Annotated in this window: 27 protein-coding genes and 2 pseudogenes; 13 read left to right on the forward strand and 16 right to left on the reverse strand. The window is 68.0% G+C overall.

Annotated elements, in window-relative coordinates; genetic code table 11:
• Positions 1-67: 67 nt before the first annotated feature.
• Complete coding sequence (gene uvrA, locus IE307_RS29200; protein WP_191302600.1) at positions 68-2947, reverse strand: excinuclease ABC subunit UvrA; 2880 nt, start codon at positions 2945-2947, stop codon at positions 68-70.
• A 224-nt stretch (positions 2948-3171) separates the two neighbouring features.
• Between uvrA and IE307_RS29205 the strand changes: the two genes are divergently transcribed.
• Positions 3172-3924 (forward strand): maleylpyruvate isomerase family mycothiol-dependent enzyme, encoded by a 753-nt coding sequence (locus tag IE307_RS29205; protein WP_191302601.1) that lies wholly within the window; start codon positions 3172-3174, stop codon positions 3922-3924.
• A 47-nt stretch (positions 3925-3971) separates the two neighbouring features.
• Here the strand turns inward: IE307_RS29205 and IE307_RS29210 are convergent.
• Positions 3972-4931 (reverse strand): annotated as a pseudogene (locus tag IE307_RS29210) (acyltransferase family protein); the annotation flags it as partial.
• A gap of 138 nt (positions 4932-5069) precedes the next feature.
• On the opposite strand from IE307_RS29210, the gene IE307_RS29215 reads away from it, so the two are divergent.
• On the forward strand, positions 5070-5747 hold the full coding sequence (locus IE307_RS29215) for an MBL fold metallo-hydrolase (RefSeq protein WP_191302602.1): 678 nt from the start codon (positions 5070-5072) through the stop codon (positions 5745-5747).
• A gap of 46 nt (positions 5748-5793) precedes the next feature.
• On the opposite strand, the gene IE307_RS29220 is transcribed toward IE307_RS29215, so the two are convergent.
• Positions 5794-6198, reverse strand: coding sequence for a type II toxin-antitoxin system VapC family toxin (locus IE307_RS29220; protein WP_191302603.1), 405 nt, complete (start codon positions 6196-6198; stop codon positions 5794-5796).
• Positions 6191-6469 (reverse strand): type II toxin-antitoxin system Phd/YefM family antitoxin, encoded by a 279-nt coding sequence (locus IE307_RS29225; protein ID WP_191302604.1) that lies wholly within the window; start codon positions 6467-6469, stop codon positions 6191-6193. Before IE307_RS29225 ends, IE307_RS29220 begins: the two co-directional genes overlap by 8 nt.
• Positions 6470-6885: 416 nt before the next feature.
• Here IE307_RS29225 and IE307_RS29230 point away from each other — a divergent pair, with 416 nt between their 5' ends.
• Positions 6886-7977 (forward strand): beta family protein, encoded by a 1092-nt coding sequence (locus IE307_RS29230; RefSeq protein WP_191302605.1) that lies wholly within the window; start codon positions 6886-6888, stop codon positions 7975-7977.
• A gap of 11 nt (positions 7978-7988) precedes the next feature.
• Here IE307_RS29230 and IE307_RS29235 read toward each other — a convergent pair whose 3' ends face one another.
• Positions 7989-8570: a DUF7711 family protein gene (locus IE307_RS29235; protein ID WP_191302606.1), complete on the reverse strand. Its 582-nt coding sequence runs from the start codon at positions 8568-8570 to the stop codon at positions 7989-7991.
• A 10-nt stretch (positions 8571-8580) separates the two neighbouring features.
• Here IE307_RS29235 and IE307_RS47495 point away from each other — a divergent pair, with 10 nt between their 5' ends.
• The 3 genes and pseudogenes from IE307_RS47495 to rnhA all read left to right on the forward strand — a co-directional run.
• Positions 8581-9528, forward strand: a complete 948-nt coding sequence (locus IE307_RS47495; RefSeq protein ID WP_191302607.1) for an amidase family protein — start codon at positions 8581-8583, stop codon at positions 9526-9528.
• Positions 9525-10085 carry a DUF1801 domain-containing protein gene (locus IE307_RS29245; RefSeq protein ID WP_229905174.1) on the forward strand — a complete coding sequence of 187 codons (561 nt, stop codon included), beginning with the start codon at positions 9525-9527 and terminating at the stop codon, positions 10083-10085. The genes IE307_RS47495 and IE307_RS29245 overlap by 4 nt, the downstream gene beginning before the upstream one ends.
• Positions 9976-10413, forward strand: a pseudogene (gene rnhA / locus IE307_RS29250) (ribonuclease HI); the annotation flags it as partial. The gene IE307_RS29245 and the pseudogene rnhA, both read left to right, overlap by 110 nt.
• 272 nt (positions 10414-10685) lie before the next feature.
• Here rnhA and IE307_RS46995 read toward each other — a convergent pair.
• Both IE307_RS46995 and IE307_RS29260 read right to left on the reverse strand, forming a co-directional pair.
• Entirely contained in the window at positions 10686-10913 is a 228-nt protein-coding gene (locus IE307_RS46995; RefSeq protein WP_229905176.1) for a hypothetical protein, read from the reverse strand.
• A gap of 159 nt (positions 10914-11072) precedes the next feature.
• Positions 11073-12203: an aminotransferase-like domain-containing protein gene (locus IE307_RS29260; RefSeq protein WP_191302608.1), complete on the reverse strand. Its 1131-nt coding sequence runs from the start codon at positions 12201-12203 to the stop codon at positions 11073-11075.
• Between the two features lie 84 nt (positions 12204-12287).
• On the opposite strand from IE307_RS29260, the gene IE307_RS29265 reads away from it, so the two are divergent.
• Positions 12288-12599: an ArsR/SmtB family transcription factor gene (locus tag IE307_RS29265; RefSeq protein WP_191302609.1), complete on the forward strand. Its 312-nt coding sequence runs from the start codon at positions 12288-12290 to the stop codon at positions 12597-12599.
• A gap of 3 nt (positions 12600-12602) precedes the next feature.
• On the forward strand, positions 12603-13484 hold the full coding sequence (locus IE307_RS29270) for an SRPBCC domain-containing protein (protein ID WP_229905178.1): 882 nt from the start codon (positions 12603-12605) through the stop codon (positions 13482-13484).
• 1 nt (position 13485) lies between these two features.
• Here the strand turns inward: IE307_RS29270 and IE307_RS29275 are convergent, their stop codons facing one another.
• The 4 genes from IE307_RS29275 to IE307_RS29290 form a co-directional block, all read right to left on the reverse strand.
• Entirely contained in the window at positions 13486-15078 is a 1593-nt protein-coding gene (locus tag IE307_RS29275; RefSeq protein ID WP_191302610.1) for a toll/interleukin-1 receptor domain-containing protein, read from the reverse strand.
• Positions 15079-15307: 229 nt separating this feature from the next.
• A complete protein-coding gene (locus IE307_RS29280) occupies positions 15308-16162 on the reverse strand; it encodes a helix-turn-helix domain-containing protein (RefSeq protein ID WP_191302611.1) in 855 nt (284 codons plus the stop codon).
• Between the two features lie 231 nt (positions 16163-16393).
• Positions 16394-16591 (reverse strand): DUF397 domain-containing protein, encoded by a 198-nt coding sequence (locus IE307_RS29285; RefSeq protein ID WP_191302612.1) that lies wholly within the window; start codon positions 16589-16591, stop codon positions 16394-16396.
• Between the two features lie 217 nt (positions 16592-16808).
• Entirely contained in the window at positions 16809-17636 is an 828-nt protein-coding gene (locus IE307_RS29290) for a hypothetical protein (protein ID WP_191302613.1), read from the reverse strand.
• Between the two features lie 44 nt (positions 17637-17680).
• Here IE307_RS29290 and IE307_RS29295 point away from each other — a divergent pair, with 44 nt between their 5' ends.
• Positions 17681-18406 carry a class I SAM-dependent methyltransferase gene (locus IE307_RS29295; RefSeq protein ID WP_191302614.1) on the forward strand — a complete coding sequence of 242 codons (726 nt, stop codon included), beginning with the start codon at positions 17681-17683 and terminating at the stop codon, positions 18404-18406.
• On the opposite strand, the gene IE307_RS29300 is transcribed toward IE307_RS29295, so the two are convergent.
• Positions 18385-18597 (reverse strand): hypothetical protein, encoded by a 213-nt coding sequence (locus IE307_RS29300; RefSeq protein WP_191302615.1) that lies wholly within the window; start codon positions 18595-18597, stop codon positions 18385-18387. The genes IE307_RS29295 and IE307_RS29300 overlap by 22 nt on opposite strands.
• A 28-nt stretch (positions 18598-18625) precedes the next feature.
• On the reverse strand, positions 18626-19687 hold the full coding sequence (locus IE307_RS29305; protein WP_191302616.1) for a DNA polymerase IV: 1062 nt from the start codon (positions 19685-19687) through the stop codon (positions 18626-18628).
• 10 nt (positions 19688-19697) lie between these two features.
• Here IE307_RS29305 and IE307_RS29310 point away from each other — a divergent pair, with 10 nt between their 5' ends.
• Positions 19698-20144: an NUDIX hydrolase gene (locus IE307_RS29310; protein WP_229905182.1), complete on the forward strand. Its 447-nt coding sequence runs from the start codon at positions 19698-19700 to the stop codon at positions 20142-20144.
• On the opposite strand, the gene IE307_RS47680 is transcribed toward IE307_RS29310, so the two are convergent.
• The 3 genes from IE307_RS47680 to IE307_RS29325 form a co-directional block, all read right to left on the reverse strand.
• Positions 20131-21276: an endonuclease gene (locus IE307_RS47680; protein ID WP_191302618.1), complete on the reverse strand. Its 1146-nt coding sequence runs from the start codon at positions 21274-21276 to the stop codon at positions 20131-20133. The two genes, IE307_RS29310 and IE307_RS47680, sit on opposite strands and share 14 nt — an antisense overlap.
• A 71-nt stretch (positions 21277-21347) precedes the next feature.
• On the reverse strand, positions 21348-22250 hold the full coding sequence (locus tag IE307_RS29320; protein ID WP_229905184.1) for an NADP-dependent oxidoreductase: 903 nt from the start codon (positions 22248-22250) through the stop codon (positions 21348-21350).
• An 82-nt stretch (positions 22251-22332) separates the two neighbouring features.
• A complete protein-coding gene (locus IE307_RS29325) occupies positions 22333-22836 on the reverse strand; it encodes a DinB family protein (RefSeq protein ID WP_191302619.1) in 504 nt (167 codons plus the stop codon).
• A gap of 55 nt (positions 22837-22891) precedes the next feature.
• Between IE307_RS29325 and IE307_RS29330 the strand changes: the two genes are divergently transcribed.
• From IE307_RS29330 to IE307_RS29340, 3 genes are read left to right on the forward strand one after another with little or no spacing between them, the layout of a single operon-like run.
• Positions 22892-24034 (forward strand): GNAT family N-acetyltransferase, encoded by a 1143-nt coding sequence (locus IE307_RS29330; protein ID WP_229905186.1) that lies wholly within the window; start codon positions 22892-22894, stop codon positions 24032-24034.
• A 37-nt stretch (positions 24035-24071) separates the two neighbouring features.
• Positions 24072-24737 (forward strand): YqeB family protein, encoded by a 666-nt coding sequence (locus tag IE307_RS29335; RefSeq protein WP_191302621.1) that lies wholly within the window; start codon positions 24072-24074, stop codon positions 24735-24737.
• Positions 24725-25321 carry a TetR/AcrR family transcriptional regulator gene (locus IE307_RS29340; RefSeq protein WP_191302622.1) on the forward strand — a complete coding sequence of 199 codons (597 nt, stop codon included), beginning with the start codon at positions 24725-24727 and terminating at the stop codon, positions 25319-25321. The genes IE307_RS29335 and IE307_RS29340 overlap by 13 nt, the downstream gene beginning before the upstream one ends.
• The last annotated feature ends 3 nt before the right edge of the window (positions 25322-25324 follow it).

A 25324-nucleotide genomic window follows, 5' to 3' on the forward strand; every position in this document is an offset into this window, starting at 1 on the left:
GATACCTCGTCCGAGTGACAGGTTCCCGACAGAACTCACACGATCCGAAAATCCCTCACGAGCGGGATCACCCTGTCGCCGACACCTCCTCGTTCTCGAGCACCTGCAGCAGGAACTGGCCCGTGTAGCTCTTCTCGACCTGCGAGACCTGCTCGGGCGTGCCCTCGGCCACGACCATGCCGCCGCCGGAGCCGCCTTCGGGACCCATGTCGATGATCCAGTCCGACGTCTTGATGACGTCGAGGTTGTGCTCGATCACGATGACGCTGTTGCCCTTGTCCACCAGGCCGTTGATCACGCCCAGCAGCTTGCGGATGTCCTCGAAGTGCAGGCCCGTCGTGGGCTCGTCGAGGATGTAGACCGTCTTGCCGGTCGAACGCTTCTGCAGCTCGGACGCGAGCTTCACGCGCTGCGCCTCACCGCCGGACAGCGTCGGCGCCGGCTGGCCCAGCCGCACGTAGCCGAGACCGACCTCCACCAGCGTCTTCAGGTGGCGGTGGATGGCGTTGATCGGCTCGAAGAACGTCGCGGCCTCCTCGATCGGCATGTCGAGGATCTCGGAGATCGTCTTGCCCTTGTAGTGCACTTCCAACGTCTCGCGGTTGTACCGCGCGCCCTTGCACACCTCGCAGGGGACGTAGACGTCCGGGAGGAAGTTCATCTCGATCTTGATCGTGCCGTCGCCCGCGCACGCCTCGCAGCGGCCGCCCTTGACGTTGAACGAGAAGCGGCCCGGCTGGTAGCCGCGGACCTTCGCCTCGGTGGTCGCCGCGAACAGCTTGCGGACGTGGTCGAACACGCCGGTGTAGGTGGCCGGGTTCGACCGCGGGGTGCGGCCGATCGGCGACTGGTCGACCCGCACCAGCTTGTCGACCTCGCCCAGGCCGTTGATGCGGGTGTGGCGGCCGGGCACCTGGCGCGCGCCGTTGAGCTTGTTCGCGAGGACCGTGGCCAGGATGTCGTTGACCAGCGTCGACTTGCCGGAGCCGGACACGCCCGTGACCGACACGAGCGTGCCGAGGGGGAACGCCACGTCGATGCCGCGCAGGTTGTGCTCGCGCGCGCCGACGACCGTGAGCTGGCGCTTCTTGTCGACCTTGCGGCGCTTGGCCGGCATCGGGATCGACTTGCGGCCCGACAGGTAGGCGCCGGTCATCGACTCCTTGTTCGTGAGCAGCTTCTTGTACGGGCCGCTGTGCACGACCTTGCCGCCGTGCTCACCGGCGCCGGGGCCGATGTCGACCACCCAGTCCGAGGCGCGGATCGTGTCCTCGTCGTGCTCGACGACGATCAGCGTGTTGCCCAGGTCGCGCAGCCTCGTCAGCGTCTCGATCAGCCGGTGGTTGTCGCGCTGGTGCAGGCCGATCGACGGCTCGTCCAGCACGTAGAGCACACCGACCAGACCGGAACCGATCTGCGTGGCGAGCCGGATGCGCTGCGCCTCGCCGCCGGACAGGGTGCCGGACGCGCGGTCGAGCGAGAGGTAGTCGAGGCCGACGTCGAGCAGGAAGTGCAGGCGCGCCTGGATCTCCTTGAGCACCGCGCCCGCGATCATCGACTCGCGCTTGCCGAGCTTGAGGCCGTCGAGGAAGTCGGAGCACTCCGAGACGCTCATCGCGCAGACCTCGGCGATGGAGCGGTCGCCCTTCTTGCCGTGGTGCAGCGTCACGGCGAGGATCTCGGGCTTGAGGCGGGTGCCGGAACACGCGGGGCACGGGACCTCGCGCATGTAGCCCTCGTACTTCTCCCGCATGAACTCGGACTCGGTCTGCTCCTGACGCCGTTCGAGGAACGGGATCACGCCCTCGTAGTTGGCGTAGTAGGAGCGCTCACGGCCGTAGCGGTTCTTGTAGCGGACGTGCACCTGCTCGTCGATGCCGTGCAGGATCGCCTTCTGCGCCTTGGCGGGCAGGTGGCGCCACTGCGTGTCCATCCGGTAGCCGATGGTCTCGCCGAGTGACTGCAGCAGGCGCTGGAAGTACTCCGCGGTCTGCCCGCCCGCCCACGGCGCGATGGCACCGTCGGCCAGGCTCAGCTCGTCGTCGGTGACCACGAGCTCCGGGTCGACCTCCTTGCGCACGCCGATGCCCGTGCAGACCACGCACGCGCCGTAGGGCGAGTTGAAGGAGAACGAGCGCGGCTCCAAGTCCTCGATCGCGAGCGGGTGGCCGTTGGGGCACGCCAGGTTCTCGGAGAAGCCCCTGATCCGCTTCGGATCGGTCTCCGGGAGGTCGACGAACTCGAGCTCGACCAGGCCGTCCGCGAGCCGCAGCGCCGTCTCCACCGAGTCGGTGAGGCGCTGCTTGGAGGAGGCCTTGACGCTCAGGCGGTCGATGACGACCGCGATGTGGTGCTTCTCCTGCTTCTTGAGCTTGGGCACCTCGGCGAGCGCGTAGACGACACCGTCGACCTTCGCGCGCGAGTAGCCCTGGCCCTGCAGGTTCTGGAACAGGTCGACGTACTCGCCCTTGCGGCCGCGGATGACCGGCGCGAGGACCTGGAACTTGACGCCCTGCTCCATCGCGAGCACCTGGTCGACGATCTCCTGCGGCGTCTGCTTGCCGATCGCCTCGCCGCACTGCGGGCAGTGCGGCTTGCCGGCGCGGGCGTAGAGCAGGCGCAGGTAGTCGTAGACCTCGGTGATCGTGCCGACGGTCGAGCGCGGGTTGCGGCTGGTGGACTTCTGGTCGATCGAGACCGCGGGCGAGAGGCCCTCGATGAAGTCGACGTCGGGCTTGTCCATCTGCCCGAGGAACTGGCGCGCGTAGGCCGAGAGCGACTCGACGTAGCGGCGCTGGCCCTCGGCGAAGATGGTGTCGAAAGCCAGGCTCGACTTGCCGGAGCCGGACAGCCCCGTGAAGACGATCAGGCTGTCCCGCGGCAGGTCGATGTCAACGCCGCGCAGGTTGTGCTCGCGGGCGCCGCGAACAACAAGACGGTCTGCCACTGGGGTCCCTTCGGCTGCGATTGGCGGGTCACTCACGCCACACTCTCCCGAACAAGCGTTCGAAGAGTACTAGCATCGTTTTGGAGGCTGCGACCGACCCGCCGCCCATGCTAGGGGTGACCCCTGACAAAAACGGTTCGGACGGCTATCGCATTCCCCTGAGCTGGGTTTACTCATAGTCTGGTCACTTCGATCAGAGCCTCAACGTCGGGGAGAGGCAGCACATGACCTACACGCCGTCCACGCAGGACACCTCCGTACCGGCACCGCGAGGGGTGCCCGACCGGCACATCAACGCCGTGCGCCAGGCGACGGACGTCCTGTACGAGGTCGTCGAGGAGCTGGACGAGAGCGCCGTGCGCGGCGCGAGCCTGCTCCCGGGATGGACCCGCGGACACGTCATCACCCACCTCGCGCGCAACGCGGACGCGTTGGTGAACCTGCTCACCTGGGCGAAGACCGGGGTCGAGCACCAGGCCTACGCGTCGCGGGCGGACCGCGACGCCGACATCGAAGAGGGTTCCCACCGGCTGCTGCAGGTAATCAAGGCCGACCTGGACTCCGCGTCACAGCGGTTCGAGGTCGCGTGCCGCGAGTTCCCAGCGCACGCCTGGCGTTCGGAGGTCACCGCGCCCAAGGGCCAGACGATCCCGGCGTCCGCCGTGCCGCTGTTGCGCCTGCGTGAGATCTGGATCCACCTCATCGACCTCGACGCGGGCGTCGGCTTCGACGACCTGCCCGCCGACTTCGTGGAGGAGTTCCTCGACGACGCGGTGAAGCAGTTCGAGGGCAGGGTCGAGGCCTTCAGCGTCGAGGTGACCCTCCCCACCGGTGATCAGCGCAACTGGGTGGTCAACGGCCCGGCGAGCCGCAACTCCGTCAGCGGGTCCGCCAGCGCCGTGCTCGGGTGGCTGACCGGCAGGACCGACGGCTCCGACCTGCGCGGGGAGCTGCCGGACCTGCCCGACTGGCTCTGAGTGAGAAGTCTGTAGGCGGGGCGTTCGACGAACTTCGTCATCGCCCACCCGAGCACCAGCGCCGAGGTGACGAACCCGGCGAGCAGCCACCAGGACCGCAGCCCGAAGGCGTGCATGCGGTCCATCACCACCGTGCCGATCTGCTGGTGCACGAGGTAGACCCCGTACGAGATGCCGGCGAGCCACGTGATCGGCTTGGCGACCGGGTTGAAGAACACCCAATCGGGTCCAGCGGCCGCCGCGCACACCAGGAGTAGCAGTACGCCGAAGCCCAGCGTCGATCCGTACTCGCCCGTGTGAATCGCCTGCGCGATCAGGGTGACGGTGAGGAGCGCGGCGAGATGGGGCGTCTTCAGCCTGTCCTTGTGCCACAGCCAGATCGCGATGCCAGCAGCGAACAACTGCGCCCTGTGCAGCGCGAACCCGTTGTAGACGACGGACAGGACGTGCGAGTGGTCCAGCAACGGCCGCAGCAGCAGCGGCGTGACGACGAGCACCCACAGGAAGACGCGGAGCCGCGTGCCCCTGAGGACCCTCACGAGCGCCGCACCGGCGATGAACGCCGCGATCTGCACCGGCACGGTCCAGTAGGCGAAGTCGACGATGTTGACGTCCGGCATCCACTGGTTGACCAGCAGCAGGTTGAAGAGGACGTCCCGGACGTCGAGCTGGCTCCACCCCTCCGGCGCGATCCACTTCTGCACGGCGTAGGTGAGCAGCACCGCCGCCATGTACGCGGGCAGCAGGCGCGCCAGTCTTCTCCACAGGAACCGCCCCGGCTTGCCGCTGTCGAGCGAGGCACAGGCGAAGAAGGCCGAGACGACCATCAGCGTGCTGGCGCCCATCGACATCGGGAAGGCGAACGGCAGCGGCCCGAGATCGGGGTGGCTGCTGATGCTCGTGAGCGTGGCGTGGTGGAGCAGCACGCACCCGATGGCGACGACCCGGAGGACGTCCCAGCTGACCCTGCGGGCCGTCCGGGGCTTCTGCCGTTGCTCTGGAATCACGAGAGGCGGGGACCTGTTCGTTGGTTCGTTCGGACTACTCGGGCTTGAAGGCTTGATCCTTACTTACCCTATGAGTGAGACCTGTATGCAACCTGAAGGTGTGCGTCCCGCCGCATCGAGCGACTACCGTCTGCCACCGTGGACGTACTAGAGAACTACACCGGTCACGTCGATCCGGAGGGCCCAGCCGCCCGCCGCACCCTGGACGCGCTGACCATCACGAAGATCTCCGTCGGTCCGATGGACAACAACGCCTACCTGCTGGTTTGCCGGTCCACGAACGAAGCGTTGCTCATCGACGCGGCCAACGACCACGAGCGCCTTTCGGACCTCCTGGCCCACAGCCCGGACCGCCCGAGACTGCGCATGATCGTGACCACGCACCAGCACGCCGATCACTGGCAGGCACTCGGCTCCCTGGCCGGCGCACACGGCGCGAACACCGTCGCGCACGAACTGGACGCCGCCGTCCTCCCCGTCCCGCCGGACACCCTCGTGGACCACGGCGACACCATCAACGTGGGAGAAGTCCCGCTCTCGATCATCCACCTGCGCGGCCACACCCCGGGCTCCATCGCCGTCGTCTACGACGACCCGAACGGCCACCCGCACCTCTTCACCGGAGATTCACTCTTTCCGGGGGGTGTGGGGAAGACCACGTCCGCCGACAACTTCGCGTCGCTCATCAACGACGTCGAGGACCGGCTGTTCGCGGTGCTGCCCGACGACACGTGGTTCTACCCCGGCCACGGCGACGACTCGACGCTGGGCGAGCAGCGCCCTTCCCTCGCGGAGTGGCGTTCACGCGGCTGGTGAGCTGGTTGAACGAGAGCCCGTCAGAACGGGCTCTCATTCAACGCGATCAGACTTCGATGATCGTGACCATGTCGTCGAGCCCTTTGAAGTCGTCGGCATTTCGCGTGTAGAGCGGCAACCCGCGCGACGACGCGACAGCGGCGATCATCAGATCCATCCGCCGGGGCTTCGGGTTCCGGTTCGCCACCATCGTCAACGCGACCAACGTGCCGTACCGGGCCGCCGCTTGACCATCGAAGGGCAGCGGTTCGAACTCCACGATCGCCGCGCCGAGCTTCTCGGTGCGTGCGGCCCTGGAGGCGGCGTCCTTGGCCATCGCCACCCCCTGATGCAGCTCCGCCATCGTGACCGTTGTGAGCTCAGGCGTCACGGGTAGGTCGGCCGGGTCCAGAAGACCGAGGTCGATGTAGGCGCACGTGTCGAGAACCCCGGACGCGGGACGCTCAGTCATTGCTGCGCTCCCACGGGTCGAAGTCGCCCACTCGGTCTTCGTCGCCGAAGAACTCATCAGCCTCGTGGCGCATGGCGGCGTGGTCGACCTGGGGCAAGGCCCGGTGCCGTTCCACGAGCTCCTCAGCGGTCAGCCGGCGACGGCGAGGCAAGGGCCGGAGTTCGGCGACCTCAACGCCGTTGCGCGTCACGTGGTACGTCTCGCCCGCCTCCACCGCGTCCATGACGGCTGCGGAGTGGTTGCGGAACTCCCGCTGGCTGATGACCTTCACACCTCGAGTGTAGCGCCGCGTAGCTCATCAGGCTACGCGGACTGGATTCGTTGGCAGCAGCTGGCCGACGGTGCCGCTCGTTCATCATTCATGGTTTGCCTCCTCTGATTATCGGTACTATTCCTAACGCACACACAAGCGAGCGGCCTCACTGGCAATCATGGCTTTAACATGGCCGCTGAAGTGCACGAACTACTGCTGCACACCAAAAGTCAACACTCCTGACCCGCGCAATCCGGTCCTCGAAAACACTCGGCGTGGTCGACCTGCGGAGGCCAGTTGACTGCAACCTTCACCGTCGCGATGACGTGAGGTAGCGAACGTCCCGCGAGATTCACTCGTACGGCGGCCCGATTGCAAACTTTCACCCGGCATGATCGAAGTGGTTCGCGCTGCTGCTGGGGAAAGGGCGACTCATGTCCTTCAGGCCGCTGATCGCCATGAAGAGCAAGATGGGCGAGTTCGACTCCCTGCTACATCTCGGCGATGGCAAGAATTCTACTCCGAGAGTCATCATCGAGCTTCTCGACTCCGTGCAGCCTGAAGGTCGTGGGCTCCTCCGTTCGCTGGTGCTTGCCGCGGTTGAGCTGAGCAAACGAGGTGATCCCGCATGGATCGACCCGTATCTTCTGAGCTCGGCGGCTGCACTCGCCCAGTGCCCAGGTGGCCCGTTCGAGTACCTGGACAACCGCATCGAGAACGCGTTGCACGAGGAACTCGGCCTCTTCGTCCCAGACGCCCCGGCCTTCGTGCCGGTCATTCCGGCTTCGGCGACCGATGACCGGCTTGGATCGGTCGCAATGCTTCAGGAACACAGGCCGCGCGACATCGTGGTCCGCTTCCGTGATCTCGGCACCGCGCAGCTCGGCGAACGACTCCGCCACATCGCCCGCCTGACGCACCTCGCCGACAACGCAATGCACGCCGTCATCGACCTGGGTCACGTGGAGAACGTTGATCCGCAGCAGGTCGGACTGGCGATGTCACTCGCCACGGCGCTGAGCGATCACCTCGGTCCGGCTTCGACCACGCTGCTCGCCGGCTCGACCCCCGCCACCAGGAACGGGTTCGCCACCACTGTCCGGGACCGGCCCGAGGTCCGGATCTGGCGCGAGGTCGCGAGCGGGGTGAGCGACGCACAAATCCACTATGGCGACTACGGCGTGGTCCACCCACGCACCTCCGCGCCAGCCGCCCCAGGGCCACGCACCATCAACCCGTACCTCTTCTACACCGTGCCTGGCGGTGTGATCGCGCTGCGACGGCAGCTGGACAGGGATTCCGGGAAGGTGGTGGAGGGCTCCGCCGGCGAGGCGTTCTCCGACATCGCCGACGAGCTCGTGGCCCGGCCGGAGTTCGCCGGCAGCAGCTACTCGTGGGGCGATCGCGAACTGGCGGGGTGCCGTCGCGGAGGTAGCCGGACCGCGAGCACGGTCTCACGCTGGGTCGCGATGGCCACGTCGCACCACCTGGAGCACCTGACCCGCCGTCCGCCGGACGAGCTGTGACGTGCGTGTGGTCAGGAGGTCGCGTCCAGCAGGTCCAGGTACCCGGTGGTCGTGCGCCACAGGGCGTCAGACTGCGGCGTGAGCTTGCCGGGGCTCCAGCGGCGGTCGGTGTACTCCTGGTTCACCCGCCGCAACGCCCGCAGGCTCACCTCGAGCTCGTCCTCCAAGCGCTTGCGCAACTCGTCGGCAGTCGGCGCCTGCGTCCTGACCAGCTCCCCCGTGCCGTCGCTGACCGCCACGAGCGTTTCCTCGCTGATGCCGTCGGCGGCGCTCCACAGCAGCGCGGGCCGTTCGACGCGGTGGTTCCACACCGGGGCGTCCTTCGACCGCCAGCGCGCCTCGAACGGGTTGCGCGACAGGCGCGTCGAGTTCGCCCAATGCTCGGCCCCGACGGGCTCGGTCATCCACGGCACCTCGTCCACCGGCAGGTCGGTGACCAGCGCGACCTCGATGACGTCGACGTCACGCGGCACGTCCAGCAGGTCGCCGAAGACCCACAGCTCGACCACCTGGAACCGGAAGAACGAGGCCGGCACGTCGCCGCACTTCTCGGCGAGTTCGGTCAGGTGGTGCACAGCGCGGGTCCACTTCACGGGGTGGATCATGCCTGACCGGGTCTCCGAGGCGTTGGCGCGGCTGGCTCTCGTCGAGCCCGCGCTGTGCGCGTTCCACGAGGTCTTCGACACCTTCGCACCGGTCGGCTCGCCACTGCCGTTCGCGGGCATGCCCATCGCCGTGAAGCGTGGCGAACGCCGAAGCCACCGCGACGCGTTGGTGGCCATGGGGTGCGTACCGATCGGACTGACCACCACACCTGATGGCAGCACCCCGTGGCAGATGTGGGGCCGCAACTCTCGCGGCCTCACACGCAACCCGTGGAACCTCGACCGCACGCCGGGCGGTTCTTCAGCCGGTTCGGCGGTCGCGGTGGCTTCCGGTGTCGTGCCGCTGGCGACGGGTGTCGACGGCGCGGGTTCGATCCGCATCCCCGCCGCGTGGTGCGGTGTCTTCGGCCTGAAGACCACCTCTGCCGAACGGGCCGCGGTCGGCGTGTTCACCCGCGATCCCGCGCTGCTCGCGACTTATCTGGGTGTCACCGAGGTCAGCTCTCCCACAGCCGTGTGGTCCACGGATCTGGGCTTCGCCGAGGTCGATGACGAGCAGGCGTCCATCGCCTGGCGGGCGGCCGCGCCGTTGAGCCCGCGCCCTGTCTCGCTGGTGCTCGGGGACCCGGCCGCCGACTGGTTCGCCGGGCGATGTGGTCCCAATCCGGCGCTCGACTCGGTGTTCGAGACCGCGGACCTGCTGCTCACCCCGACCACGCCTGGGCCGCCGCACGGGCACGACGGTCCGGGCGCGCGCATGAACACGGCGTTGACCTGGGCGTTCAACCTCAGCGGGCATCCGGCGATCAGCATCCCGGCGGGGTTCGACTCGGATGGCCTGCCCGTTGGGTTGCAGGCTGTGGCGCGTCACGGCCGCGAGGCCGACCTGGTGGCTGCGGCACTGTTGACCTCCAACGCAGTGGAGGTCGCACCCTGGCCGCCATGAACCTCGTGGTGCGCTCGGACGCGATGTCGAGAAACGGCGAAGGGCAGCGACACAGAGATATGGACACACGCGTCGACGACTACATCGCCGGGCTGCCGGAGTGGCAACAGGACATTTGTCGCGAAGTGCGCAGGCTCGTGCACGAGGCCGATCCGGATGTCGAGGAGACGATCAAGTTCACGAACCGGCCGTACTTCGTGCTGGACGGCAACGTCTGCGCGTTGCTCGGCACCAAGGACCACGTGAATGTGATGCTCTACGACAAGGCAGCCGTGCCAGATCCGCACAACATCATCACAAGCGGCCACGGCAACAAGACCGCGCGCATGATCTCCGTGTACCGCGACCAGCCGCTCCACGCGCCGGCACTCGTCGAGATGTTCCGCCAGATCATCGCCAACAACCGCAGCCGCAGGAGCTTCGAGCTCGTCGGTAGCCTCCTGACGCATGGAGGTCGAGATCTACACCGACGGTGCGTGCAGCCCCAACCCGGGACCGGGCGGCTGGGGCGCCGTGCTGCGCTACGGCGAGCACGAGAAGGACATGTACGGCGGTGACATCGGCCCGACGACGAACAACCGCATGGAACTGATGGCGCCCATCGTGGCGTTGGAGAGCCTCACGCGCCCGTCCACCGTGAAGCTCTACACGGACAGCACCTACGTCCGGAACGGCATCACCTCCTGGGTGCACGGCTGGAAGGCGAACGGCTGGCTCACGAAGGCCCGCGAGCCGGTCAAGAACTCGGACCTGTGGCGCCGCCTGGAGGAAGCCGCCAACCGGCACGAGGTCGAGTGGCACTGGGTCAAGGGCCACGCGGGACACCCGGAGAACGAGCGCGCCGACCGCCTCGCCGTGCGCGGAGTGGACGAGGTGACGGGCCGCGAAACCAAGCAGCCCCAGGCGAAGCCGAAGAAGAAGGTCGCGAAGCCGGCGCGCGAACTGAGCGGCGAACCGTGCGGCGCGCCGACGAAGAAGGGCACGCCCTGCCCGATCACGTCGGGCGCGAACGGGCTGTGCCACGTGCACGACCCCGCGTTACAGTGCGGTGCCCGCACGAAGAAGGGCGCGCCGTGCACCATCGCGACCGGTGGCGGGCGGTGCGAGTACCACCAAGACGCGCTGGAACTCTTCACGTGACAGCCCGCGAACAGGCGTCATAGCGGCTCGTAGTACGAGTGGACCGCGGGCTGGCCCGTGTAGTTCGGACCCGCCCGGTCGTCAGCGCCCAGGTAGGCGAACGGCAACTGCGGCCGGCCCGTCCCCTCGTAGCTCACGACTCGTTTGTCATAACCGAACCCGTTGTCGCGCAGAGCTTTGGTCAGCACGCGACCGAACGGTGTGCCGTCGGCACGGCGCACAGCGGCAACGTCGAAGTTCGCCACGAACCGGCCACCGGGCGCGAGCCACGACGCGGCGCGCGCCGCGTCTCAGCAGGAGATCGCTCCGCAGCTCGCGGCGGTAGCTCGCCAGGCCACGTTCGCGGTTCATCGCGCAGTTCGCGACGACCGACGAGCTCCACAACGCCTCGTCGTCCAGCAGGCTCACAACAGCACCTTCGCGAGGCGGGCCATGCCCTCGCCGATCTCCTCGACCGTGTTGGTGGTGAACGACATCCGGAACGTCGCGTGGTCCGGCGTCGTCGCGAAGAACGCCGCGCCGGGAACGAACGCCGCGTCGTGCCGCAGCGCCTCCTTCAGCAACGCGGCGCTGTCCGCGCCGCCCGGCAGCCGCAGCCACACGAACATGCCGCCGTCCGGGTCGCTCCACGTCGTGCCCGACGGCACGCAAGCGGGCAGGGCGGCGATCATCGCGTCGCGGCGGGCGCCGTACTCCACGCGCAGGCGGGCGACGTGGGCGTCGAGATCGTTGTGCGCCAGGTAGTTCGCGGCGGCGGCCTGGTCCACTGTGGACGTGTGGAGGTCGGCTGCCTGCTTCACGATCGTCAGGGTGCGCAGCAGGTCGGCGGGGGCTCGCAGCCAGCCCAGGCGCATGCCGGGTGCGCCGATCTTCGAGAAGCTGCCCAGGTAGATGGTCCTGTCGCTCAGGGACGCCAGCGGTGGCACGGCGGAGCCGCGGTAGCGGAGCTCGCCGTAGGGGTCGTCCTCCACGATCCACAGGCCGTGAGCCGCGGCGATCTCCGCGATCTCGAGGCGGCGCGGGGCGGAGAGGGTGCGGCCCGTGGGGTTCGCGAACGTCGGCACCAGGTAGAGCAGGCCGGGTTTCTCCGCGGCCACCACCGACCGCAGCGAGGACGGGACGAGGCCGTCGGCGTCGCTGGCGACGGGCACGATCCTGGCGCCGGTCATCCGGAAGCACTGCAGCGCGGCGAGGTACGTCGGTTCCTCCACCGCCACGACGGCGCCCGGTCCCAGCATCGCGGTGGCCACCAGGGCGAGCGCCTGCTGGGAGCCGGTGGTGATCAGGACGTCCGACGTGGGCAGTCCGAGGCCGGTCAGGCGGGTGGAGACCAGGGCGCGCAGGTCCGGATTTCCCTCTGTGGGGGCGTACTGCAGCACCGACGGGTCGCGTAGTGCGAGGTCGTAGGCGGCGCGCAGACCGTCCAGGTCGAACAGTTCGGGAGCGGGCAGGCCGCCGGCGAACGAGATCACTTCGGGGCGGGAGGTCAGCGCGAGCAGGTCGCGCACCGGGGAACTGGCCACGGGAAGCTGCATGATCGGCACGCTAACCGGCGACCGACGAGGTCCCAACGCGTTTCCCAGGTGGCGGACATATGCCCTTCGAGCTATATTGCCGTCATGGCATCTACATTCGCGGTGCTGGCGGATCCGAGTCGCCGGGAGATCCTCGACCTGCTGCGGGAGCGCGAGCGGCCGGTCGGCGACCTCGTCGACCGGCTGACGCTCGCCCAGCCGACCGTCTCGAAGCACCTCAAGGTGTTGCGCGAGGCCGGACTCGTCGAGGTGCGCACCGACGCCCAGAAGCGCTGGTACCGCGTTTCACCCGGCCCGCTGGCGGAGATCGACGCCTGGCTCGCGCCGTACCGCCGGATGTGGGAGAAGAGCCTCGACGCACTGGAACGACGACTCGACGAGATCGAAGGGGACTGACCCGTGGACGCCGAACTGCGGATGATCGAGGGCAAGCCCGTGCTGCGTTTCGAACGCAGGCTGCGTCACTCGCCGGAGAAGGTCTGGCGGGTCGTCACCGATCCCGCCGAGATGAAGCACTGGTTCCCGGCCGAGGTCGACGTCGACGGCACGAAGATGCGCTTCACGTTCCCGGACGAGGCGCCGGTGGACGCGGACGGCGGCGAGGGCGAACTGCTGGAGTCCGACCCGCCGAAGGTCTTCGCCTTCCGCTGGCTCACCGACGTGCTGCGCTTCGAGATCCTGCCGCGCGAGGACGGCTGCCTGCTCGTCTTCACCGCGGTCGTCACGAACAAGCTGACCGTGGGCCGCGACGCCCCCGGCTGGACCACCTGCCTCGACGCCCTGGTAGCCCACGCCGACGGCACGGAGTTCGAGCCGCCCATCGAGTGGCTGTCGCGCATCGAGCACTACATCCGCCACTTCGGCCTCGACGAGGGCACCGACGAACCCGGCGGCGTGCGTTTCGCCCGCGACCTGGTGTGGACGCCGCTCGACGACGTCTGGAAGCTCCTCACCGAAGGCGACGAGTCCGGCGTGCCGGCCCGCGCCGCGCATCCTGGCATCACGCCCGGCGCGGTCACGAGGTCCGAGGCACCGCGGCTGCTGGAGTACGAGTGGCTCCAGGACGGCGAGCCGAAGGGCAAGGTGCGCTGGGAGTTCGAGCACGTGCCGTTGCAGGGCACGACGGTCACGCTCGTCCAGGAGAACGCCCACGGCCCAGAGGTGCTCGCGGCGTGGCACGTGCACCTGGAGCTGTTCTTCGCGGCGACGCAGGGCGAGATCCGCTGCCCGTGGCCCGAGGACAGGGAGAAGGAACTGGCCCGGCGCTACGCCGAACGCTGAGTCAGGCGTAGCGCACGCGGTCAACGAGGAAGCGCCAGTCCGGCGGGCAACGGCGCCCGAAGCGACGTGCGCTCGCCTCTTCGTACTCGAGCACGGCTCGGCGCCGGGTCCGCGGGTCCGGCGCCAGATCCTCGAGTTCGTCGATGTCGGCGGCGGTGAGCCGGACGTCGGTGACCCGTGCCGAGTCGAGCTTGGCAACAGACCACCAGGAGGCCGCCGCGGCGTGGTCGTAGCTCAGGGCGCGGAACTTCTCCTCCGCCAGCAGGAAGTCCCGGACCGCGCTCGCCTTCTCCCGGCTGCCGAGTGAAAGTTCGGCTCGGACCTGATGCGCACGGGCCACCACCTCCGGGTACGCGCCCGCCGTGATGACGCCCGTGACGTACGTCTTGCCCTCGTTGTACTTGCGAGAGGCGTGGCAAAGACGGGCGCGCAGCACCATCAGCCCCTGGTACCACTCGCCGCCAGGCGACAGCAGTGCCTCAGCGGACCTGGCCTTCGTCATCGCGGTCGCGAGGTTCGCCCGGTCACCGGTCAGGTGGAACCGCGCCAGCGACCACTCCGCCCACAGGGAGGCGCAGAGTCCGACCTCCCCGCTCGCGCTGCCGGAGATCGTGGAGAACCGGTCGATCGCCTGCAACAACAGCAGCTTGCTCTTGCGCAGGTAGAAGTCCCGATCGAAGTCGGCCCCCTCTGCCGCCATGCGCAGGAACACAGTCGCGTGGCACAGGGTTCCGCGCGCGGCGGTGTAGAGGTCCCGATACTTCTCCGCGATCTTCGTGCCGTCTTCCGCGGACGCGGCGGCCCGCACCAGCCGGTACTCCCGCAGCAGGTACCAGGCCTGCCCCTCGACGAGGATCTTCGCCTCCAGAGCACCCTCGCCGCGGAGGCGTTCGGTGGCGGACAACGTGCGCAGGCACATCTCCGAGAAGCGGCGCACCAGGTCCACTTCGCCGTGGGCCTTGGCCGCGCCCACGACGGAGTCGAACGCCCTGGCGAGCTCGATGTCACCCTGCCCGGACTCCGCCAACCGCCGGGCCAGTGCGAGCGCCGCCGGCTCAGCCGGATCGAGCTCTTCGAGGTCCCGCAACATCTCCCGCACGCTCACCGATGCGGTGGAAGGTTCCACGCTCATCGCCACACCACCTTCCGCGCCCCCCGCGAGCGCGTTCGCCAGCACCTCGATCCCGGTCCCGGTGTCCGGGTCGAAGGTGTGAATCACCAGCGACTGCAGCACCGCGGGCAACAGGTTCTTGTCGAACCCCTGCGGCACCACCGGAACGACACCGCACCGGTATGCCTCGCCGTGGTGGTAGAGCTTGTGCCGCAAGAGCCGCGCCTCGTACCGCACACCCTTGCGTTCAAGGAAATCGTTCGTCTCCAACGCCCGCAGGTAGTCCGGCGAGACGACCACGAGCACAGTCCGGTCGCGGAATCCCTCCTCCATCCACGACGGGACGGACAACGGCGCGGCGTGTGGCAGGTCCCCGTCCCACCACACGTCGAAGCCTCTCGACCGCAAGGACGTCACCAGTGCGGTAGCGACGGCAGCACCATCGCTGCTGCTGTAACTGACGAAGAGACCGTTCCTCTCCACTTCGGGCCTCCTTGCGGCGGGGTGACCTGCGGCCACCGATCACTCCGGATCGGTGAGGCGAGGCCATTTGACCTGGAAGGGCCCTGATGGCGGCAGTCAGATGCGGTCGAACGTCATAAGCTGACGACGGCGTTGTCTACTCGCCTCACTTAGCGCTGTGGTGTGGGATAGCGGCGTTGCCATCGGACGGGTGTCTGTTGGCGCAGACACCCGTCCAACTCACGCTTGGTCAGCCTCCTAGGTATTTGATCCGCTCGTCGATGATGCGCGGCGTCTCGCTGGTGGGCAGTGCGAACTTCTCGAGCTGGTAGAAGAGCGCGAGGTACTCGCGCACGACGTCCGAGTTGTCCTGGATGAGCGACGGCCTGTAGAGCTCCTCGAGGAACAAGGAGAAGTCCTCTTCGTCCTCGTCGAGTTCGAAGAGCGTGAAAGATCCCTTCATCGCCGGGTGCACACCCGCCGCGAAGGGCACGATCTGGATGGACATCTGGCTGGTGGCGGCCAGCTCCTTGATGTGACCGAGCTGCTCGCGCATGACCTCGGCGCTGCCGATCACCCGGTGCAGTGCCGACTCGTCGATGATGAAGAACATGCTCGGTCCGACCGGGCCGATCCGGTCCTGGCGATGCATGCGGATCTCGACACCGCGTTGCACCTCTTCTTCCTTGCCACCACCGCCGCCCACGACCGCGGTCGCGTACCCCGGCGTCTGCAACATGCCTGGGATCAGTGACGTCTGCACGTAGCGGCAGCGAATCGCCACCTGCTCGAGCTCGATGAACTCCGCGAACCCCTTGGGCAACCCCTTGTACTTCGCCATCCAGTCCGGCCGCTTGGTCGCGCGAGCGAGCTCGACCAGCTCGTCCACGCGGGCCGGCTCCGTGATCCCGTAGTGCAGCAGCAGGGCCCTCAGGTCCGTGACCGAGATACCGCTCCGGCCCTGCTCGATGCGGATCATCTTCGACTTGGACCAGTCGAGCGAAGCCGCGACGGAGTCCTGGGTGAGCTTCCTGGCCTCCCTGGCCTGTTTCAGCTCACTCAGCAGCTTCCGCCGTTGTGCGACGGGGTTTCCCTTACCTGACAAGGCGCAGCGCTCCCTCGGTGGCACACGTGGCGTGCATGCTCACCATCATTGTGACACCTGGCATTGTGAATGCAAGTAGTCTGGATGCATGCAGGTTGAACAACTTTAAAGTGACATGTTCTACACTGCTGGGCGCAGGCAACTTTAGGCAGGGTCGGGTCAAGATCGCGCCAGAATCGCACCGCACTTGAGCGATTCGCTCGATCTAGCTAACTCACCGGCGAGACGGGCTCAGGACGCCGCAGCCAACCGCACGAAGGCGGTCCAAGCCGATGAAGAGAAACGAACCAGGGATCCAGATCCGTCCTTCGAGTCACGCACCAGGACAGAGGTCGGCGCGTCGGCAGCGAACTCCACGCAAGCTTCGCTTCCACCACTGCTGTAGGAGCTTCGGATCCACCTGAGCTCTGCCGTCATCGTCGCTCCCATCGCACCGGGGTCCCCGACCGAACCCACCGTCCTCGGCCCGGCCACCCACGTGCACCCCGGGATGGCGGGGGGGAGGGAACGCCTCCAACCCGACGAGGCCACAGCTCAGAGTAAATCAATGCAGACGTCCATCAACACCACCAGAGGTACGCCGCCACAAGGGAAAGAGGACATTTCAAGGACATGTCACAACAGCAATCGTTGATATGACTTGGAATCAGAGCGTGGCGAAGCGGTCCACCCCCACACCGCTGATCAGCAACCGCTCCTTGCGGTTACCGGTCAACCGCGCAGTCCAGTCGACGAACCCACCATCCCCGATCTCCACACCATCGCGGAACACCTTGAAGCACAACCCCTTGTAGTACCCGGTCTCCCGCGAAGGGTCAGCGGGCAGATCCCCGCGCACCACCTCGAACCGCGGATCCAGCACCGTCACGCGGAACTCGACGTCACCACACGCCGAACGCAGAAACGCCACGTGCTCAGCGAAGTGCTCACGCTCGAACGCAAGCGAGCCGCGATCACGTCCGGCCGACACCGCGGCGAACAACGTGAAGTGCGCGAACCTCCCGGCACCGCTGAACATCTGCGCCCGCACCACGCGCTGTACCGCCGCCAGCCGCACGTCGTCGGGTCCGGCCTGGCGCAGCAGCGCGGCTTCCAACGCCAGCGCGTTCGTCGGGTCGGCCGCGACCTCGGTGCCGCGCACGGTCGACACCACGTTGTTCTGGTCCATGAGAGCCACGGCGGAACACGTCCCCAGCGGTGCCAAAGGAGCCAGCCCCAGGACGGAGAACGACGGGGGCAGTGCGGCCAAGAGGCGGTCTTCGGCGGCGCGCAGGACGGGGAACGGGACGGCGGAGGGTGCCACGAAGCGGTCGGAACGGTACTGGCGCAACACATCGGGACCGGACAAGGCCTGGGCGCGCCTCCGTGACAACGCGAGCAGGAAGCTCGTCAGGTCGCTGCCGGACAGGCTCGCCAGCCGGTCCAGCGCCTCCTCGCCGCCCACCGACCGCAGCACCCGCGCCAGAACACCCATCTCCCCATGATCCACGCCTTGGCCAGCGGATTAGGGTCGCGGCCATGACGCGGGAAAGCGAACTGTGGGGACGCGGGGCGGCGGAGCGGGCGGTGCTCGGCGCCAAGATGTCCGTGCCCGCCTGGAAAACCGCGATCGAACGCACCGGCATCACCGAAGGCACGACGGTGCTCGACCTGGCGTGCGGCAGCGGCGAGTTCTGCGCCCTGGCAACGGAAGCGGGGGCGAAGGCCACCGGGATCGACATCTCCGAAGAGATGATCGCGGTGGCGCGGCAGGCGAGTGCGGCTGAGTTCCGCGAGTTGCCGTTGGGGCGCTTGCCCTGGCAGGACGGGACGTTCGACGTCGTGACGGCGTTCAACGCGTTGTTCTTCGCCGACGACCCCGACGAGGCGTTCCAAGAAGCGGTCAGGGTCAGCAAGGACTACGTGATCGTGTGCCAGTGGCACCCGGAAGAGCAGAGCGATCTGCTCACGATCGGACGCCAAGTGCGGGGGTCGAGTGCGCGCAGGGGTGCGAGGTTGCCCGAGGCGCGGGAAGAAATCACGATCGACATTCCCCAGGTTCATCCCGACGAGGCGACGATGCTGCGCGGCTTCCTGAGCGTGGGCAGCTACCAGCGCGTCATCGAGAAGGAGGGCGAGGAGGAAGTCGTGAAGAAAATCAGGGCCGCTGTTGAACCGTTCCGAATGTCAGACGGCGGTTATCGGTTCTCGAACAAGTACCTGATGTCGATCTTCCGCAGAGGTCAGGCTGCGAGCATCTCGTAACCCGCCGTGGTCAGTGCGGCGGGGCCTGGACGGGCGCTGATCAGGCCCGCAGATCGGAGGCGCAGGCCGACGAACTGGTCGGCGCAGCACAGGCCGTCGACGAGCAGGGAGCTGCCGGCGATCTCGCAACGGCCGTCGGCCACTGCTTTGAGAACGGCGCGGTCGCGGTGTGTCAGTGATGAGTCGGTCATCTTCTTCTCCTAGCGGTGAATCCTCTACTTACTGATACGTCGAAGAAGAAGCTTTCGGTTCGACATCATCGTCAAAGAATTCCGCGCGTACTCCAAGAAGACGTACGGCCCGGCCGTGTTCGAAGCGGTCCAGCACGGTCAGGGCGGCCGCCGCCAGCTCGTCCGCAGAGGACGTCGGCGCTGGCAGCTTCATCAGCCGGACCTTGGTGAAGAACGGCGCGAACCGCACCTTCACGCCCACGCGCACGGCAGGGCGTCCGTCGGCGACGACATCAAGAGCCACCTGGTGGGCCAGTGCCACGACCTCGCGGCGGATGTCGTCCATCGACGAGAGGTCCTGCTGGAAGGTCTTCTCGTGCGACCGGGACTTGGCCACCCACGGCGTCGCGCTCACGGCCGTGTCCCCCGCGCCCTGGGCGACCCCGCGGAAGTGGGGACCCATCCGCGGGCCGAACCGGGCGGCCAGCGCGTCCACCGGGGCCGAGGCCAGGTCGGAGACGGTGACGAGGCCCAGTTCGGCGAGCTTCTTCGAGGTCTTGGCGCCGATGCCCCACAGCGCGGACGTCGGGCGGTGCCCCATCACCTCGGCCCAGTTCTCGCGGGTCAGCTGGAAGACACCGGCGGGCTTGCCGAACTCGGTGGCGATCTTGGCGCGCAGCTTGTTGTCGCCGATGCCCACCGAGCAGTGCAGGCCCGTCCCGGACAGGACCGCCGCCTGCACCGACCGCGCGAACTCGACCGGGTCGTCCGCCGAGACGCCGACGAACGCCTCGTCCCAGCCCATCACCTCGACGACCACCGGCAACGAGCGCAGCACGGCCATCACGTCCGTCGACGCGGCCTCGTACAGGGCGTGGTCGACCGGCAGGTAGACGGCGTCGGGAAGCTTCTTGAACGCGGTGCGCAGCGGCAGGCCCGAGCGCACGCCGAACTCGCGCGCCTCGTAGGACGCGGTGGCCACGACCGCGCGTTCGGTCGGGTCGCCGTTGCCGCCGACCACCACCGGCCTGCCGCGCAACGACGGGTCGCGCAGCACCTCGACCGCCGCGATGAACTGGTCGAGGTCCACGTGCAGGACCCAGTCCGCCATGCTGGACAGTATGAAACGGTCGGCCGGGATCCTCCTGTTCAGACGAACCACCCAGCTCGAGGTGCTGCTGGGGCACATGGGCGGCCCGTTCTGGGCCCGCAAGGACGCCGGCGCGTGGTCCGTGCCGAAGGGCGAGTACGGCGACGACGAGACGCCCGAACAGGCCGCGCGCCGCGAGTTCGAGGAGGAGCTCGGGCTGCCGGCGCCCGAGGGCGAGCTCGTCGAACTCGGCGAGGCCAAGGGGTCCGGCAAGGTCATCACGGTCTGGGCGCTCGAGGGCGATCTGGACCCCGGGGCCGTCACGCCGGGAACGTTCGAGATGGAGTGGCCGCCGAAGTCGGGGAAGCTCAAGTCGTTCCCCGAGGTCGACCGCGTTCAGTGGTTCAGCGTGGAAGAGGCGAGCGCGAAGATCGTCTCCGCGCAGCGCCCCTTCCTCGAACGACTCACGGCCAGATAGAGGCGACCCACTCCGGGTGGTCGATGAACGGGTTCCGGTTGTGCTGGAACCGGTCGAAGATCACCTGGTTGCGGTTGCGCTCGAACGCGTCCGGCGGGTCCAGCTGGCTCCACTGCTTGAGGACCGACAGCTTGCCGATGTACGGCTGGGAGCCGTTGGACACCGAGTTGTTGATCTCGAGGTTCACGTAGCCGTCGTTGCCCTCGTAGCGCACGGCCATGTAGAAGATCATCCGCGCGACGTCGCCCTTCACCGCGTCGCGCGGCTCGAATGAGTCACCGTCGGCGAGGCTGCCCGGCGCCTGGGTCACGGGCGAGCCGCCGTTGTCGAAGTCGAGGTTGCCGCGCGCGGCGTTGACCGACACGTCCTCGGGGCGCAGGTGGTGGACGTCGGTGCCGGGACCGGTGGCCGTGCCGAAGTCACCGTGCGACTTCGCCCAGACGTGTTCGCGGTTCCACTGGTCGCCGCCGCCACCGTTCGAGGTCTTCGGCAGTGAGATTCCGCTGTAGAGCAGCTTGACGTTGTTCGCGTTGGCCGGGTCCTGGTCCGTGGCCTTCAACGCGTCCCAGACCTGGTCGTAGCTCAGCTTGGTCTGGTTGCGGATGATGCCGTTCAGGGCCGACTTCAACGCCGCGCCGGTCTTGCCGTTGGCCGCGGCGTAGTAGTCGCCACCGCCACCAGGTGGGGGTGAGGTCGTCGTGGTGGTGGGTGGCGGCGTCGTGCCGGCGAACGCGAACGCCGTGGACGACGTCAGGCCGGCGTGCGAGAAGTACGCGCTCAGGGAGCCCGTGACGTCGATCTGCCTGCCGAGCAACGAGGGGTTCGTGCGAAGGCCCCACGCCGAACGGAACGACGACGGGATCTGCACGTAGACCATGCTCGAGGTGCTGGTCGTGGACGCCGAGTCGGCCAGCGCGAGCGCGTAGTCGTTCGGACAACCCGAACGGATGACCGTGGTCGTCGCCGTGGGCTGGCCGACGACGTACCCGCGGACCGTCGCCGACGACCCGTTCTGCTGGCTGATCGCCTGCGCGACCGTGAGCGGAGCTGCAGCGACCGCGGCGGTCGACCCGTACAGGCCGACCGCCGCCAACAAAGCGACGACTAAAGCAAGTGGACTCCACCGCGCCATGAGCACTCCCCGATCGTGTGGATGTTTCGCACACGATCGGTGTACATGGTCAACGCACGGTTAACGAGTGGTCACGGCACCAGGACGACCTTGCCCGTCGTGCGCCCCGATTCGACGAGCTCGTGCGCCTTTGCGGCCTCCGCGAGCGGCACCGCGTGGTCGATCTGCACCTTGAGCTGCGGCAACGCGGCGAGGTCGGCACCGGACGCGACCACGCTCAGGACCAGCTCGAAACGAATTCCGAGCGCGGAAGCTCGGTCAACGTCAAAACCTGGGTTGCCGGGAATGATCGACACGAGCACGCCACCGGGCTTGAGAACCCCGGCCGAGCGCTCGGCGTACTCCCCGCCGACCGTGTCCAGCACGACGTCGACCGGCTCGATCTCCGTGAAGTCCTGGTGGCGGTAGTCGATCACCTCGTCCACCCCGAGCGAGCGCAGGAAGTCGTGCTTCGCCGCCGACGCCGTGCCGATCACGTACGCGCCCCGTGCCTTGGCGATCTGCACCGCGACGTGCCCGACCCCACCGGCCGCCGCGTGGACCAGCACGCGCTGACCGGCGGAGACCCCGCCCCGGCCGAGTGCCTGCCACGCCGTCAGCGCCACCATCGGCGTCGCACCGGCCTGCTCGAGGGTCAGCCAGGAGGGACGCTTCACCAGGCTGGTGGCCTTCAGAACGGCGTACTCCGCGTAACCGCCACCCGTGCCGGGGAAGTCGAGGAGCCCGTAGACCTCGTCCCCGGCGGCGAACCCCTCACCGGCCTGCTCGACGGTGCCCGCGACGTCCCAGCCCAGCGTGAACGGCGGCTCCCCGAGCGCGGGGAACCCACCGCCGCGGATGTAGGTGTCGACCGGGTTCACGCCCGCCGCCCCCACCTTGACCAGCACCTCGCCCGGTCCGGCGACGGGCGTCGCGACGTCGGCGACCTCCAGCACGGAAGCGTCGCCCACGGTCTTCTGCGTGATGACTCGCATGATGATGATCCCCTTCGATGTTCTCGATGGGCACCATCTTGCAGTTAGCGCCAACTTCTAGAAAGTAGGCACTTCCAGGTGCCTAGCTCTCCCTCAGGTACAGGTCACGGAGAAGCGCGATCTCCGCCAGGTGGTGGATCACCTCGCGGTTGATGTGCAGCACCAGGGTAGCCATCGGCTCGGCGGCGAACGGCCCCTCCGCCGGACCGACGGCCTTCGCCAGGTCGGCCGTGCGCACGCCGGCCATCCACGCCTCGTAGGCGTCGTCCAGCTGCTTCAACGCCTCGTCCGCCGTCATCGCGTTCTGCCACGTCGCGTGGTCGGCGGGCGGTCCACCGAAGTGCGACGCCGTGCGCGCGTTGAACACGCCCACGATGATGTGCGTCATCCGCCACGCGATGGTCGTGACCGGCGTCGGCGAGGGCGGCGGGTACTCCCAGTCGATCGAGTTGTCCCCGCGCACCGTCCACGAGTCGGGCACGGGCTCCCAGAAATACTCGGCGTCGGTCAGGCCCTCGAGCCGCGGCCTCGCTTGGATGTTCCAGTGGAACTCGAGCTGGTCGGTCAACTGCTTGTTCCAGTCCATGCGGACGACCGTAAATCCGTTTGCGGACAACCACCGCCCTGGAAACACTCCGGAAGTGGACATTCGCACCTCGCGCCCCGAAGACGTGGACCAGGTCGAGAAGCTCGTCGTCTCGCGCATGGACCCCAGCGACGGCGTCGACGCCCGCCTGCTGATGACCGACCCGGACGCGGGCAGCGACTGGGTCGGGGTCGCCGCGGACGGCGACCGGATCGTCTCCACCGCCACGTTGATGGACGAGACGGTGACGCTCGCCGGTCTCGACATCCCGGCGGGTCAGGTCGAACAGGTCGCCACCGACTCCGAGTACGAGGGCCGGGGCCTGGTGCGGCAGCTGATGAACTGGGCGCACAACCGGTCGCGGCAACGCGGCCACCTGGTCCAGGTCATGATCGGCATCCCGTACTTCTACCGCCAGTTCGGCTACACCTACTCGATCCCGGTCAAGCAGACCCGCAAGCTGACGACCAAGCCCGAACCCGTTGCGGCACACACGATCCGGCGTGCCACCGAAGCCGACATCCCCGTGCTCCAACGCTTCCAGGACGACACGCAGCGAACCACCGACCTGCGCATGGGCCACAGCACCGCCTGCTGGCGCTGGCTGGTCAACCGCACCGGCTCCACCACGTGGATCGTCGACCGCGACGGCAGCCCGGTCGCCAGCGGCCGCAGCACGCCTCCCGAGGAGGGCGACGTCGTGCTGGGCGAGATCACCGGCATCGACGACGACGCCGTGAAGGCGTTGGTGGCGCTGGTGAACCCGGACGAGGTCATGGAACGGCTGCCGGTGCTGGAGCAGTTCCTGGGCTCGGACGACCCCGACGTGAAGCAGTACCTGGTGCGGATCCCGGACGTCCCGGGGTTGCTGGAGCACCTGCGGCCGGTCTTCACGCGACGCCTGCGCGGCCAGGACCCCGCCGACGTGGTGCTCGGCTTCTTCCGCACGCACGTCCGCTTCCGCTGGGACGGCACGGAGATGGGCCCGTACGAGTGGGGCGGCACGCTGCTCGCGCCCGGTTCGGAGGGCGGCGCGGGCATCGCACCGGACCTCCTCGCGTCGTTGCTCTTCGGACCGCACGGCATCGACGGCCTGCGACAGCTGCACACCGACGTCTACCCGGGCCCGCAGAAGGCGCTGATGAACGCCCTGTTTCCCCCGATCAGCAGCGATCTCCTGACCTTCTACCTGCCATAACCACAATAAACCGAGCGCTCGGTCTAGTATTCCGCGCATGACGACTGTGCAGGAGACCGCGGTGGTCCGGTACGGCATCTGGGTCGCGTGCCCGGCCGTCGGCGCCGCCGCGGTGTGGGGGCTCAAGCTGGCAGCCGGGTGGATCACGACGCTGGGGTGGTTCCCGTTCCAGGGCGTGTTCGAGCTGGCCACGAACGTGCCGGAGCCGTGGGTGACGCTCGCGGCCATCACGATCGGCGCGGTCGCGGGCTTCGTCTTCGCGCTGTTCTGGGCGAAGGAGATGATGTCGGTCGAGGTCGGCCACGCACGGGTCACGCTGCACAAGGACGACAAGACGTTCGGCTTCGGCCGCGACGAGGTCGAGTCGGTGTTCGCGGACGGCAAGCAGCTCGTGCTGCTCTCGCCCCGGGGCGCCGAACTGGCCCGCGAGACCTCGGACCTGAGCAGGGCGAGGCTCGAACGGGCCTTCACCGAGCAGGGCTACCGCTGGCGCGACGCGGACCCGTTCGCGCACGAGTTCCGGATGTGGGTCGAGCACGCGCCCGAGCTGCCGGCGGACGTGAACGCCCTGTTCACGGCGCGTAGGAAGGCCATCTCGAAGTACGAGACCGCGGAGGCCGCAGAATTGGCGCGGGAGATCCGCAAACGCGGCGTCTCCGTGCGGGACGAGAAGAAGAGGCAGTACTACAGGTGCGAACGGTAGACCCGGTCAAGCACGCGGAGAAGAAGCGGCACATCACCGACACCGCGGCGGGCCTGTTCGCCCAGAAGGGCTTCGAACGCACGACCGTCGCGGAGATCTGCAGGGCCGCGGACATCAGCACCGGCAGCCTCTTCCACTACTTCCCCACCAAGCGGGCGATCTTCCGCGAGATCTTCGTGCAGGACGCCGAGGACAACGCGGCCGTGTTCGCGCAGGCCCGCGAGCTGAGCCCGTGGGACGGCGTCCAGCTGGTGCTCGGCCACCTCTGCGAACCCGCGCTCCACCGGGAGATCGCGGGGCTGGTGCTGGAGGTCGTGGCGCAGGCCAGCCGCGACCAGGAGCTGTGGGACCTGGTCGGCCGCAACGAGCAGGCCGTGCGCGACGAACTGGCCGTGTTGCTCCAGCAGGCGCACGACGCCGGTCAGATCGCCCTCCCGGTGAGCGCGCTGACGGCCGCCACCTGGGTGCAGGGACTGGTCGACGGCCTGTTCGGCAGGCTGATCGACCCCGACTTCGACGCCACCGAACAGGTGATGACCCTACGGTTGATCCTTTCCCGATTCGTGGGTGCTGAAGCACCATGAGGG

It is taken from the genome of Lentzea cavernae, assembly GCF_014653695.1.
Taxonomy (GTDB): Bacteria; Actinomycetota; Actinomycetes; order Mycobacteriales; family Pseudonocardiaceae; genus Lentzea; species Lentzea cavernae.